This window comes from Pseudomonas sp. S9, from assembly GCF_000222125.1.
Classification (GTDB): domain Bacteria; phylum Pseudomonadota; class Gammaproteobacteria; order Pseudomonadales; family Pseudomonadaceae; genus Aquipseudomonas; species Aquipseudomonas segetis.
Genome location: NZ_AFFX01000004.1, coordinates 387,753 through 399,906, shown reverse-complemented (window position 1 = coordinate 399,906; position 12,154 = coordinate 387,753). Strand labels below are relative to the sequence as shown.

The 12,154-nt window shown below is 55.2% G+C and carries 13 protein-coding genes; 5 read left to right on the top strand and 8 right to left on the bottom strand.

Annotated features, from left to right (window positions below):
• Window positions 1-30 precede the first annotated feature (30 nt).
• Entirely contained in the window at window positions 31-180 is a 150-nt protein-coding gene (locus tag PSES9_RS25015; RefSeq protein WP_157998236.1) for a hypothetical protein, read from the bottom strand.
• Between the two features lie 313 nt (window positions 181-493).
• Here PSES9_RS25015 and PSES9_RS24535 point away from each other — a divergent pair, with 313 nt between their 5' ends.
• The 5 genes from PSES9_RS24535 (at window position 494) to fdxA (ending at window position 5,521) form a co-directional block, all read left to right on the top strand.
• Window positions 494-853, top strand: a complete 360-nt coding sequence (locus tag PSES9_RS24535) for a hypothetical protein (RefSeq protein WP_010486831.1) — start codon at window positions 494-496, stop codon at window positions 851-853.
• Between the two features lie 38 nt (window positions 854-891).
• Window positions 892-1,242: a hypothetical protein gene (locus tag PSES9_RS0110850; RefSeq protein ID WP_010486829.1), complete on the top strand. Its 351-nt coding sequence runs from the start codon at window positions 892-894 to the stop codon at window positions 1,240-1,242.
• A 212-nt stretch (window positions 1,243-1,454) separates the two neighbouring features.
• A complete protein-coding gene (locus PSES9_RS0110840) occupies window positions 1,455-2,429 on the top strand; it encodes a tyrosine-type recombinase/integrase (protein WP_010486828.1) in 975 nt (324 codons plus the stop codon).
• Between the two features lie 61 nt (window positions 2,430-2,490).
• Complete coding sequence (gene mutS / locus PSES9_RS0110835) at window positions 2,491-5,058, top strand: DNA mismatch repair protein MutS (RefSeq protein ID WP_010486826.1); 2,568 nt, start codon at window positions 2,491-2,493, stop codon at window positions 5,056-5,058.
• Between the two features lie 139 nt (window positions 5,059-5,197).
• On the top strand, window positions 5,198-5,521 hold the full coding sequence (gene fdxA, locus PSES9_RS0110830) for a ferredoxin FdxA (protein WP_010486824.1): 324 nt from the start codon (window positions 5,198-5,200) through the stop codon (window positions 5,519-5,521).
• Between the two features lie 456 nt (window positions 5,522-5,977).
• Here the strand turns inward: fdxA and rpoS are convergent, their stop codons facing one another.
• From rpoS to ispF, 7 genes are all read right to left on the bottom strand, one after another.
• A complete protein-coding gene (rpoS, locus tag PSES9_RS0110825) occupies window positions 5,978-6,991 on the bottom strand; it encodes an RNA polymerase sigma factor RpoS (protein ID WP_029529495.1) in 1,014 nt (337 codons plus the stop codon).
• 106 nt (window positions 6,992-7,097) lie between these two features.
• The gene (locus PSES9_RS0110820; RefSeq protein ID WP_010486820.1) at window positions 7,098-7,928 is read right to left on the bottom strand and encodes a peptidoglycan DD-metalloendopeptidase family protein; all 831 of its coding nucleotides are present in this window, start codon (window positions 7,926-7,928) and stop codon (window positions 7,098-7,100) included.
• A 48-nt stretch (window positions 7,929-7,976) separates the two neighbouring features.
• On the bottom strand, window positions 7,977-8,915 hold the full coding sequence (locus PSES9_RS0110815; protein WP_010486818.1) for a DUF368 domain-containing protein: 939 nt from the start codon (window positions 8,913-8,915) through the stop codon (window positions 7,977-7,979).
• Between the two features lie 234 nt (window positions 8,916-9,149).
• Window positions 9,150-9,785 carry a protein-L-isoaspartate(D-aspartate) O-methyltransferase gene (locus PSES9_RS0110810; protein WP_176443170.1) on the bottom strand — a complete coding sequence of 212 codons (636 nt, stop codon included), beginning with the start codon at window positions 9,783-9,785 and terminating at the stop codon, window positions 9,150-9,152.
• A 41-nt stretch (window positions 9,786-9,826) separates the two neighbouring features.
• Window positions 9,827-10,576: a 5'/3'-nucleotidase SurE gene (surE, locus tag PSES9_RS0110805; protein ID WP_029529493.1), complete on the bottom strand. Its 750-nt coding sequence runs from the start codon at window positions 10,574-10,576 to the stop codon at window positions 9,827-9,829.
• Complete coding sequence (gene truD, locus PSES9_RS0110800; RefSeq protein WP_010486813.1) at window positions 10,564-11,622, bottom strand: tRNA pseudouridine(13) synthase TruD; 1,059 nt, start codon at window positions 11,620-11,622, stop codon at window positions 10,564-10,566. The genes surE and truD overlap by 13 nt, the downstream gene beginning before the upstream one ends.
• Window positions 11,619-12,092 (bottom strand): 2-C-methyl-D-erythritol 2,4-cyclodiphosphate synthase, encoded by a 474-nt coding sequence (gene ispF, locus PSES9_RS0110795; RefSeq protein ID WP_010486811.1) that lies wholly within the window; start codon window positions 12,090-12,092, stop codon window positions 11,619-11,621. Before ispF ends, truD begins: the two co-directional genes overlap by 4 nt.
• Window positions 12,093-12,154: the final 62 nt, after the last annotated feature.

Sequence of the window (12,154 nt, the reverse complement as noted above, 5' to 3'; positions counted from 1 at the left end):
GGATTTTTCGTGCCACTTCCATACGAAAACTCAACAAGCGGTGACAAAGCCTTCGCCGAAATCCAGAAGATCCTCGGCCGCTTCGGCTGTGACAACTACGGGATTATGCAAAAAACCAGCGAACAGGTAACGCTTGTGCAGTTCGACTGGCGAGGGCGAACGGTACAGGTTCCCGGCCATTGGGGCGGATACGCAACTCAGTGGCTAAAGGAGCACCCTTAAACAAGCCGCATGCGATGCACTTCAGCTGAATACCAGGTTAAGGCAAAAGAGATTGCCCAGGTTGCCGTTTGCTCGATCCTGCGCGACTGGGTTAAGGCTCAAATCACAATGGTCGAGTGCCAAATGATGACGCTCGAAGAGGTGTTCATGCCTCACATGCTTCTGCCTGACGGGCGCCGCATGGTTGAAGCAGCTCAGAAACTTCTGCCGAAACTCGATTAACCCCCTTCCCTATCTACCTATCACTGCCCTATGGGCGGGAGGATTTACTGTGGCTGATTTTCAAGTTGAGTCATATCCAGTCGCCCGAAAGCATCACAAATGCGGCGAGTGCAACGGCCTGATTAATCCCGGGCAAAAGTACCAGCGAATCGCCGGTAGCTGGGAAGGCAGCATGGATTCGTTCACTACCTGTTCTGAATGTGTCGGCGCTCGGGATTGGGCAACATCGCAGCCTGAGTGGGCGGACGGTGATGAGTATCTGTTCTCGTTCGGTCGCCTTGAAGAAGACCTTGCTGACCTAGCGCCAGAAATACGCGTAGGCGACGGGCGACGATTCCATGCCTTGCGGCTGCAGGTGCAGATGCGTCGCCGAAATTACGCGACTTTAAATTCAAGAAAAGCCGCCTAGCCCACCAACTCCCCGCTAACGGGTAGAGAGGAATAACCATGAGTGAATTAATCGAAGCGCGGCGCAAGGCGTTTGAGGCCGAGTATCAAAATGATTTCGGTTACGAGTGGCGCGATGACGGCTACTACTTACCTGAGAAGGCCAAGTACAAGCGCTCAGAGCTTTTTCAGCATCAGATGTATTTGTACGCATTTCACTGGTTCTGCAAAGCCCTAGAAAGCGTTGTTGTTGAGTTGCCTGCGCATAGTGATCAAGACCTTAGAAGTCCAGTTCGTGGTTTCGCGAATGGGCGGAACTCCTGCATTGATGATTGCGCCGAAGCCATCCACGCAGCCGGTATCAAGACGAAGGTGATGGTGCCGGCTGAATTGACTGGAGGTGATCTATGATTTGTTTTTTGTCACCAGAAGAAATCGAAGCGCTGACCGGCTAAAAGAAGCCATCAGCTCAGCGCCGCTGGCTCGCCGGCCAAGAGATACCGTTTATCGAAGGTGGCGACGGTCAGATCAAAGTGCTTGAAGTGGTCGTGCTGCAGCGCCTGGGTGGCACACAACAGAATAAGAAGGGCCCGCAATTGCGGTTAACTGGATAGGAGGCGGACATGCGCCCACGTAAGAAAGACCGCCACTTACCGGCGCGTATGTACCAGCGAGGCCCGTCCTACTATTACGTGGAGGCGGGAAAGTGGGAAAACCTCGGGAAGGATTACGTCCAGGCTCTGATGCTGTACGCCAAGCGGAACAGCAGTTCATCCAAGAACGCAATGAGCGACCTGATTGACAGGGTTATGGATCACATCACCCCACGGCGCGCCAAGAACACCATCGACCAGTACAAGATTGTTGCCGAGCGCATGAAGGTGTATTTGGCTGAGTTTGAGCCAGGCCAGGTGTTACCGCGACATATTGCGCAAATCAAAATGCACCTGTCTGACACCCCTGCCATGGCCAATCGCACGCTGAGCTTCTTACGGGTAACGTTTGGCTATGCGCTGGAATGGGGGGAAATCGACAGCAACCCCTGTGTTGGGATCAAGCCACACGCCGAGAAGAAGCGCGACAGGTACATTACCGACCAAGAGTTTCACGCCATCTTGGCTCAGTGCAGCGAGTACATGAAGTGCGTCTTTGAGCTGACCTACCTCACTGGCCAGCGCATCAGCGATGTTCTAGCCATCCGCCTTTCCGATGTTTCGGAGGAAGGCATTCAGTTTCAGCAGAAGAAAACCGGGTCCAAGGTCTTGGTATCCATGTCGCCAGACCTTAAGGCGATCATCGCCAGGTGCAGGGCTCTACCTAGGCCAGTGCGCGGATTGAACCTGATCTGCAATAAGAAGGGCAGACAGGTCGATTATGCCTCTGTAAAGGTTGCCTGGAGCGTAGCCAGGAAGGCTGCCAATGTCATCGACGTGAAGATTCACGACCTGCGCGCCAAAGCATTGACAGATACCAAGAAGCAGGGAAACAACGCTCAAAAACTTGGCGGTCACTCAAGCGAGCGCATGACGGAACGCTACCTTCGCAACCGCGAGCATGACGTTGCACACCCGCCACAAATGCCAAAAGAAACCGGGTAGTATTGGATGTTTTCCAAAACTCTAATACTTCGTATTGGAATACTACCCCGCAAGGCCAGCAATGACGGACTTCTCGCAACACACCCCGATGATGCAACAATATTGGAAGTTGAAGAACCAGCACCCCGACCAGCTGATGTTCTATCGCATGGGCGACTTCTATGAAATTTTCTATGAAGACGCCAAAAAGGCCGCAAAACTGCTCGATATCACCTTGACTGCGCGTGGCCAATCCGCCGGTCAAGCCATTCCCATGTGCGGCATTCCCTACCATGCTGCTGAAGGCTATCTGGCCAAGCTGGTCAAGCTCGGCGAGTCGGTGGTGATCTGCGAACAGGTCGGTGACCCGGCAACCAGCAAAGGGCCGGTTGAGCGCCAGGTCGTTCGCATCATCACGCCTGGCACCGTCAGTGATGAAGCACTGCTTGATGAGCGGCGTGACAACCTGATTGCCGCGGTACTTGGCAATGAACGCCTGTTTGGCCTGGCAGTGCTCGACATCACCAGCGGGCGCTTCAGTGTGTTGGAGATCAAAGGCTGGGAAAATCTGCTGGCGGAGCTTGAACGACTCAACCCGGTTGAACTGCTGATCCCTGATGACTGGCCACAAGACCTGCCCGCCGAGAAACGCAAAGGTGCCCGCCGCCGTGCACCCTGGGACTTTGAACGTGACTCTGCGCACAAGAGTCTGTGCCAGCAATTTGGCACTCAGGATCTCAAGTGCTTTGGTTGCGAATCACTGACCCTGGCGATCGGTGCCGCCGGTTGCTTGCTGGCCTACGCCAAGGAAACCCAACGTACAGCACTGCCTCACCTGCGCAGCCTGCGTCATGAGCGACTGGATGACACGGTGATTCTCGACGGTGCCAGTCGGCGTAATCTTGAGCTTGATATCAACCTGGCAGGTGGCCGTGAAAATACCCTGCAATCAGTGGTTGATCGCTGCCAGACCGCAATGGGCAGCCGCCTGCTGAGCCGTTGGTTGAACCGACCACTGCGCGACCGCAATATTCTCCAGGCGCGCCAGGAGTCCATCACCTGCCTGCTTGAGCGCTACCGCTTTGAAACCTTGCAGCCACAGCTCAAGGAAATCGGCGACCTGGAACGTATTCTCGCGCGTATCGGCCTGCGCAACGCACGGCCACGCGACCTGGCACGACTTCGCGATGCACTGGCCGCGCTACCAGAACTGCAAAGCGCCATGGCCATGCTCGAATCGCCACATCTGGCGTCACTGGCCACGACCGTCAGCACCTATCCCGACCTGGCTGCATTGCTTGGCAAGGCGATTATCGACAACCCACCTGCAGTAATCCGCGATGGTGGCGTACTCAAGACCGGCTACGACGCTGAACTTGACGAACTGCAATCCCTGAGCGAAAACGCCGGCCAGTACCTGATGGACCTGGAAACCCGCGAAAAAGCCCGCACCGGCCTGGCCAACCTCAAGGTTGGTTACAACCGCGTACATGGCTATTTCATCGAGTTGCCTAGCAAGCAGGCGGAGTCGGCCCCCGCCGATTACATTCGCCGGCAGACCCTCAAAGGTGCAGAGCGCTTCATCACCCCGGAGCTCAAAGAGTTCGAAGACAAAGCGCTTTCGGCCAAGAGTCGTGCACTGGCGCGCGAGAAGGTGCTGTACGAAGAATTGCTCGAGCATCTGATTACACAGCTTTCGCCCCTGCAAGACAGCGCCTCGGCCCTCGCCGAACTGGATGTACTGAGCAACCTGGCCGAGCGTGCGCTTAACCTGAACCTGAACTGCCCGCGCTTTGTCGACGAGCCCTGCATGCGCATCAACCAGGGCCGTCACCCAGTGGTTGAACAGGTATTGACCAAACCCTTCGTGGCCAACGACCTGAACCTCGACGACGACACCCGCATGCTGGTCATTACCGGGCCGAATATGGGCGGTAAGTCGACCTATATGCGCCAGACTGCGTTGATTGTCCTGCTCGCCCATATCGGCAGCTTTGTGCCTGCTGCGAGCTGCGAGTTGTCATTGGTCGACCGTATATTCACCCGCATTGGCTCCAGCGACGATCTAGCCGGGGGCCGCTCGACCTTTATGGTTGAAATGAGCGAGACCGCCAATATCCTGCACAACGCCACAGAACAAAGCCTCGTGCTGATGGACGAGGTTGGCCGTGGCACCAGCACCTTCGACGGCCTTTCCCTGGCATGGGCCGCCGCCGAACAGCTGGCTAAACTTCGTGCATACACCCTGTTTGCCACACATTATTTCGAGCTGACCGTACTGCCCGAAAGTGAACCCCTGGTGGCCAACGTCCACCTCAACGCAACCGAGCATAACGAGCGCATCGTGTTTCTACACCATGTGCTGCCGGGCCCTGCAAGCCAGAGCTATGGTTTGGCGGTTGCCCAGCTTGCAGGTGTACCCGATGCAGTGATTCTGCGCGCACGCGAGCATCTGGCGCGGCTCGAAACCACTAGCTTGCCCCACGAACCGCCACGTACGGAGCCTGGAAAACCGGCTGCGCCACACCAAAGTGATATGTTTGCAAGCCTTGCACACCCGCTGCTTGAAGAATTGTCTAAGATCAATCCGGATGATTTGACCCCACGAAAAGCACTTGAACTGTTATATACATGGAAAACTCGAGTCTAACGCCCACGCCAACAAGCTGTTAGAATCCTGCGCGCTCGGAATAGCTATGTGCTAAAGCCTGGTACTGAAGTGAGCTTTTTCGAGCCGAGAGACTGTTTATGAGGGCAGTTTCGCGCCGTAGCCTGAGGAGAGAATTAGAATGACCTTCGTCGTCACCGACAATTGCATCAAGTGCAAGTACACCGACTGTGTGGAAGTCTGTCCGGTGGACTGCTTCTACGAAGGCCCGAACTTCCTGGTCATTCACCCTGACGAGTGCATTGACTGCGCTCTGTGTGAACCAGAGTGCCCAGCACAAGCCATCTTCTCTGAAGATGAGGTGCCTGAGGACATGCAGGAATATATCGAGCTGAATGCTGATCTGGCCGAGGTCTGGCCAAATATCACCGAGAAGAAAGAAGCGCTCGCTGATGCTGAAGAATGGGACGGTGTGAAAGACAAGCTTGAGCACCTAGAGCGCTAAGACTGTCTCTGCCGCCCGCAAAAGACCCGCTTCGGCGGGTTTTTTATTGGCTTGGGAACAGACAAGGTACAAATCGCAGGCAAAAAAAAGGGCGGTTTGACCCGCCCATTTTGTCCCTATTCCCTTTGTCTCCTACTCATCATCCTGATGAAATCGCATCCCGCGATTGTCCCTGGTCACAGTCCCTGGCGACCTGTGTTTATCCTTAAACACAGCTTGATAATAAGGGATTTTCAGCGTTTCAAAAGTGCCTAAAAATCATCCAAACAGCCTATGAGCGCTTTGTATAAAAAATAAAACCCTTACAATTCAACAGGTTATAAAAAACCCCACTCAATACCCCTACAAATCTCATGGCAAATGACTGCATTAACCTACACTGGCGTAAGCGATCTCCTACATAGCATTGATACAAAAAAACCGGCATGAGCCGGTTCTTTTGCATAGCCACTTAACTCACTGAAACAAGGCGTCACTCGACAAGCCATTTTTCTCAAGAATTTCACGCAGGCGTTTGAGCGCTTCAACCTGTATCTGCCTGACGCGTTCACGAGTAAGGCCGATCTCCTGACCGACCTCCTCCAGCGTGCAATTCTCATGGCCACGCAAACCAAACCGCCTGACCACAACCTCGCGCTGCTTATCGGTCAATTCGCACAGCCACTGATCAATGCTTTGCGACAGGTCGTCATCCTGCAACAGTTCGCATGGATCAGTCGGACGCTCATCGGTGAGGGTATCAAGCAGGGTTTTGTCAGAGTCAGAACCCAGTGAAACGTCTACCGAGGACACCCGTTCGTTGAGCCCAAGCATGCGCTTGACCTCACTGACGGGCTTGTCGAGCAAGTTGGCGATTTCTTCGGCGGAGGGTTCGTGATCGAGCTTTTGGGTCAGCTCGCGCGCGGCGCGCAGGTAGACGTTGAGTTCTTTGACCACATGGATTGGAAGACGAATCGTACGCGTCTGGTTCATGATTGCGCGTTCGATGGTCTGGCGAATCCACCAGGTCGCATAGGTTGAGAAGCGGAAACCACGCTCTGGGTCGAATTTCTCGACGGCGCGAATCAAACCGAGGTTGCCTTCTTCAATCAAGTCGAGCAATGAGAGGCCACGATTGACATAGCGCCTGGCGATTTTGACAACCAATCGCAAGTTGCTTTCAATCATGCGTTTGCGACCAGCTGGATCGCCTTTTTGCGCCAGGCGGGCAAAAAACACTTCCTCCTCAGGACTGAGGAGCGGAGAAAAGCCAATTTCATTCAGATACAGCTGCGTGGCATCTAGTGCACGCGTGTAATCAATGTACTTGTGTTGCTTGGGTGCCACTGTTTTCGCCTTGGCCTTGGAACGCTTTGGCGACGTCGTCTCAACACTTAAATCTGCCCCATCCCCCAAGACGACATCTGACTCCATTAGGAGTACATCGTCGTCTACGTCAAACTCGGGCACTAGTTTTTTTGTGAGAGCCATTTCTTAATATCCCTTGCTGAGTTCGACAGCAAGCCCCGGTGCGACCCTCTCCCTGGAGACACCCGGGCCCGTCCCTCCTACGACGGGGAAACAGGCCGACAATAAGCTACTGGCGTGGCAAAAATTGCAAAGGATCTACAGGCTTGCCCTGACGGCGAATTTCAAAATGTAGCTTCACGCGGTCAGTGCCCGTTGAACCCATTTCAGCAATTGCTTGCCCTGCCTTGACCTTTTGCCCCTCTTTCACCAAGAGCCTGCGGTTATGTCCGTAGGCGCTTACGTAGGTACTGCTATGCTTGATGATCACCAACTCGCCGTAGCCCCGCAAACCACTTCCGGCGTAAACCACTGAGCCATCAGACGCAGCTAAAACAGGCTGGCCCAAATCTCCGGCGATATCAATGCCTTTATTCAAACTACCGTTTGAGGAAAATCGACCGATAACCAAACCTTTGGTAGGCCACGTCCAGCCAGATGATGTGCCACTCACCGATTGCACGGGTTTGGCGGTAACAGGGGGCTTCTTGACCACTGGCTTGGCCGTACTGCTCGATGTTGTCGGACGAACGGTACGTGTAGAGGAGCTTGACTTGGCCACCACAGAAGAGGGTTTCTTGCCGTCAAAACGAATCGGCTGACCGACTCTCAGCAAATAAGGTGCAGGGATACCATTGCGAGCTGCCAGTTCTTTCCAGTCCCAGCCAAAACGAAAGGCAATGGAATACAGCGTATCGCCACGCCGGACCAGGTACTGGCCGCTAGTAACATGAGGTTGCTTTGAGGTGATGGGCACCGGCCTACCGTTGCGATCCAAGACCTGAACGCCGCCTGAAGGCGCACTCGAACAGCCAGACAGGATCAACGATAGAGCCAAACCACTCAACAGGCATCGAGTGTTGCTATTGCGAATGCACGCTTGAATGGCGTCGAAACTCACCGGTCTCTCCCTTACTGGCTATTAGCGCCTGACACTATTGTGCAGGATTTATTGATTTTGGTCAGAACTTAACGGCTGACGCCCTGCCAACCACTCCAGCCCCAGAACAAGCGCCACCCCAAGCACGGCCAAGACGATTGCCAGTAACAGTTGCGGATCCTGGCCGCTAATTTCAGCAAAGCGCGCAGGCAGGAGATTAGCTTGCAACAAGGGAACCTGTTGTCCATGACGGTCGGTAAACCAGGTCAATGTCTCCTTCCACGGCCATATCTTGTTCAATGAGCCAAGCATCAAGCCTGTCAGGAAAGCCAATGACAGGTCGCGGTAGCAGCGAAGCAGCCAGCGCAGGAAACCCGCAAAGCTCACCAGGCCAACAGCGCAGCCTGAGGCGAATAGCACCAGGACTGTGATGTCCAGGGCCTTTACCGAGCCCAATACAAAGCTGTACATCCCCAACAGGAGCAAGATGAAACTGCCCGAGATACCAGGAAGAATCATCGCGCAAATGGCGACAGCCCCCGCCAGGAATATGCTTAGCGGATCGGTATCAAGGTGCACCGGCGAAGCGACGGTAATCCAGTAGGCAAAACCTGCGCCGACGGCAAAACTGAGGATACGGGTCCAGTTCCAACGACTGATCTCTCGCGAAACCAAGTGCGCCGACACCAGCACCAAGCCAAAGAAGAATGACCACACCGGAATAGGATGCTGCTCCAGCAAATAGGTAATCAACCGGGCAAGGCTGACGACACTGGTAAGAATGCCAGCAAAGAGCACCAGCAAGAATGTTGCATTGGCGGTCACCCAGGCTTCGCCGAAGCGCCCACGAACTGCCAGCAGCCCGGCACGCGGCATACTGGAGATAGACTTTAATAGCTCGTCGTATATACCGCTGATAAAAGCAATGGTGCCGCCCGACACGCCCGGTACAACATCCGCAGCGCCCATGGCCACACCCTTGGCGTAGAGCAAAAAATATTTTTTCATAAACCCGTCAAAGCAAATGCTGTGATCCCTCTGAAAAAACAAGCAAGCAAAGATAAGACAAGGCGCAACGACCAACGGGAGTAACAGCCAGAGGCTGGCCCGAAGAGCAAGCGCCAGCGAGTCAAAAACTGTGAAAAGTGACCGGGGTCGCGCTCGACTTTACGAGCTGTAAATGAGCATCTTGAACAGTTTTTAACGCGGTAATATCGAGCGCAGTAATTTTTCAGAGGCTCCCTAAGCCAGTGGTCCGTTAAGCAAAGGTACAAAGCGTACCGCATCAAGAATGTGCCGCGAATAACCTTGTTCATCACGAATGATCAACATCAGTTGCTGCACATCGCCGGTGCCAACCGGGATAACCAGTCGCCCACCCAGCGCAAGCTGGTCCAGAAGAGCCTGCGGCACCTCTGAAGCTGCAGCTGTGACAATAATTCCGTTATAAGGTGCCAGTGCTGACCAACCTTCCCAACCGTCCCCCCAGCGAAAGACCACATTGCGCAAATTCAGTTCGACCAAGCGCTCCTTGGCGCGATCTTGCAGCCCCTGGATGCGCTCAACGCTAAATACACGCTCTACCAGCTGCGCCAGCACGGCAGTCTGGTAACCCGAGCCGGTGCCGATCTCCAGTACCTTATCCAACGGGCCGGCTTCAAGCAGCAACTCGCTCATGCGCGCAACCATATAGGGTTGCGAAATGGTCTGGTTGTGGCCGATGGGCAAAGAAGTGTCTTCGTAGGCGCGATGAGAAAATGCCTCATCGACAAACATGTGGCGCGGCGTACGGCGAATAACCTCCAACACCTGGGCGTTGGACAGGCCTTCTTCATAGAGACGCTGGATAAGTCGCTCACGGGTCCGTTGTGAGGTCATGCCAATACCACGGCGGTTCATTTCATCTTGTTCGCGATTCATTAAACTAAGCTCTCCAGCCATGGTTGCAAGCTGTTAAAGCCATCCTGAAAAGTACGATCGAATTGTAATGGGGTGATGGATACATAGCCTTGCATCACCGCATGGAAGTCCGTGCCCTGGCCACCGTCTTCGGCATCACCAGCCACTGCAATCCAGTAACCGACCTTGCCGCGTGGGTTAATCGCCTTGACGGGCGGCGCGGCACGACCGCGATGACCAAGGCGAGTCACTTGAATGCCACGAATATGCTCCAAAGGTAAATTGGGGATATTCACATTAAGCACAGTACGCGGTGGCAGATCGAGGTGTTCATGCGCTTCGACCAGCTTGCGGGCGAAGTAGGCAGCTGTCGGTAGATTATCAGCATTGCGTGACAGCAAGGAGAAGGCGAATGCCGGGCGCGAGAGGAAGCGCCCCTCAAGTGCGGCGGCGACTGTCCCCGAATAAAGCACATCGTCACCGAGATTGGCGCCCAGGTTAATCCCGGAAACGACCAGGTCAGGCACTTCGGGCAGCAGCCCATTGAGTCCCAGGTGCACGCAATCAGTCGGCGTGCCATTAATGCTGATATAGCCATTATCCAGCGTGCAAGGATGCAGCGGACGATCAAGGGTCAGCGAACTGCTGGCGCCGCTCTTGTCCTGATCCGGTGCTATCACCGTACAGTCGGCATAATCAGCTAACGCGGCATGTAGCGCGGCAACGCCCGGCGCCATGACCCCGTCATCGTTTGAAATTAGAATACGCATGGGTTGTCCGTATGCCCCGTCGGCAATAGATCGACAAGCTCGCGAACCACTACGGTAGCGAAGCATCCAGCCGGCAGGACGAATTCCAGTTGCAGAATGTCAGACTCGGGATAATGCCACGTAAGGCCTGCAATGGGGAGGCGCAGAATGCGACGTTCGTGCGCCATGTCCGCTTCTGCCAGCCACCAGGCCAAGTCTTTCTCGGTTTGGCCGATACCCTGTTCGAGTGCCTGGACCGCCCCAGATGTTGGCGGTTCGCCCTGGCCCCAAAGCGGGCCGGTGGGATGCACATCAAGCGCGGCCAGCCGCGGATCACTGCACTCGGCTTCACCCGCCGGGAAAAAACTGCGGCTGTCGGTAAATGCCAGCAAGTCACCGACCTGCGCCTTGTTCCAACTGCCCGCCTCCACTCGCGCGGCCAAAACCTGATTGAACAAGTAGCTGCGTGCCGCCGATAGCAACCGTGAGCGGAGGTTGCGTTGCACGGGACGATCTTTGCGCTCGGCATACTGGCGGGCATCAAACAGGTTGCCGCCATCGAAACCGAAACGCTGCAGGCCGAAATAATTCGGAACGCCCTGCTCGCGCACAGCCTGCAGACGCGCCTCGAGGGCTTTACGGTCAGCGCTCAACTGGGTCAGGCGCAAAATAAAGCCATTGGCAGCATGGGCACCACGCTGCAGTTTACGCTGGTGACGCACCTGCCTGAGGATGCTCAAGCTGGCATCTTCAGCTGCGTTCAGGTCCGGATTGGCCTTGCCCGGCAGATGCAGGCTGAACCATTGGCGGGTCAACGCCTGGCGATCCTTGAGCCCGGCATAGCTCACCAGCTTGAGCTGGACACCCGCGGCCTTGGCTAGACGCCGGGCCGCCTCCTCGGTGTTGAGGCCACGCTTTTCAACCCAAAGCCACAAGTGCTCGCCATCACCAGCCAAGGGAATATCGAGCACTTCCTCGACCTGGAAGTCTTCGGCGCTGGCCTTGAGCAGCGCAGTGCCGCATGCAGCGCCATGGGCCTTGGGGCCCAGTAGTTCGAATTCATTCATGGGCGAACCAGCAGGGCCACAGCATGCACTGCAATACCCTCTTCGCGACCGGTATAGCCGAGTTTTTCGGTGGTGGTGGCCTTGACGTTGACCTGATCAAGATCAACCTCAAGATCCGCAGCAATCAGGGTACGCATTGCTTCGATGTGCGGCGCCATCTTCGGTGCCTGGGCAACAATTGTGCAGTCGACATTGCCGACCTGCCAGCCTTTGGCGGCGATCAAGGCGTACACATGCCGTAACAACATTCGGCTGGCGGCCCCTTTGAAGGTTGGATCGGTATCAGGGAAATGCTTGCCAATATCACCCAGCGCCAGGGCGCCGAGCAAGGCATCCGCCAAGGCATGCAAAAGCACATCACCATCCGAATGGGCAACAAGGCCAAAACGATGAGGAATCTGGATACCGCCGAGCGTAATGAACTCGCCCTCGCCAAAACGGTGCACATCAAAGCCGTGGCCAATACGCATGCTGCTACTCATATGAAAATCAGGCCCAATAAATATCAGGCCATGATTCTACAACGCTATGC

Bases quoted from the DNA above. Each gene is read 5' to 3' on its own strand.
- PSES9_RS0110815 (WP_010486818.1), bottom strand. From the start codon at position 8,915: ATGAAAAAATATTTTTTGCTCTACGCCAAGGGTGTGGCCATGGGCGCT.
- PSES9_RS25015 (WP_157998236.1), bottom strand. From the start codon at position 180: ATGGCCGGGAACCTGTACCGTTCGCCCTCGCCAGTCGAACTGCACAAG.
- PSES9_RS0110850 (WP_010486829.1), top strand. From the start codon at position 892: ATGAGTGAATTAATCGAAGCGCGGCGCAAGGCGTTTGAGGCCGAGTAT.
- PSES9_RS0110810 (WP_176443170.1), bottom strand. From the start codon at position 9,785: ATGACCTCACAACGGACCCGTGAGCGACTTATCCAGCGTCTCTATGAA.
- truD (WP_010486813.1), bottom strand. From the start codon at position 11,622: ATGAATGAATTCGAACTACTGGGCCCCAAGGCCCATGGCGCTGCATGC.
- ispF (WP_010486811.1), bottom strand. From the start codon at position 12,092: ATGCGTATTGGCCACGGCTTTGATGTGCACCGTTTTGGCGAGGGCGAG.
- surE (WP_029529493.1), bottom strand. From the start codon at position 10,576: ATGCGTATTCTAATTTCAAACGATGACGGGGTCATGGCGCCGGGCGTT.
- PSES9_RS0110840 (WP_010486828.1), top strand. From the start codon at position 1,455: ATGCGCCCACGTAAGAAAGACCGCCACTTACCGGCGCGTATGTACCAG.
- mutS (WP_010486826.1), top strand. From the start codon at position 2,491: ATGACGGACTTCTCGCAACACACCCCGATGATGCAACAATATTGGAAG.
- rpoS (WP_029529495.1), bottom strand. From the start codon at position 6,991: ATGGCTCTCACAAAAAAACTAGTGCCCGAGTTTGACGTAGACGACGAT.
- fdxA (WP_010486824.1), top strand. From the start codon at position 5,198: ATGACCTTCGTCGTCACCGACAATTGCATCAAGTGCAAGTACACCGAC.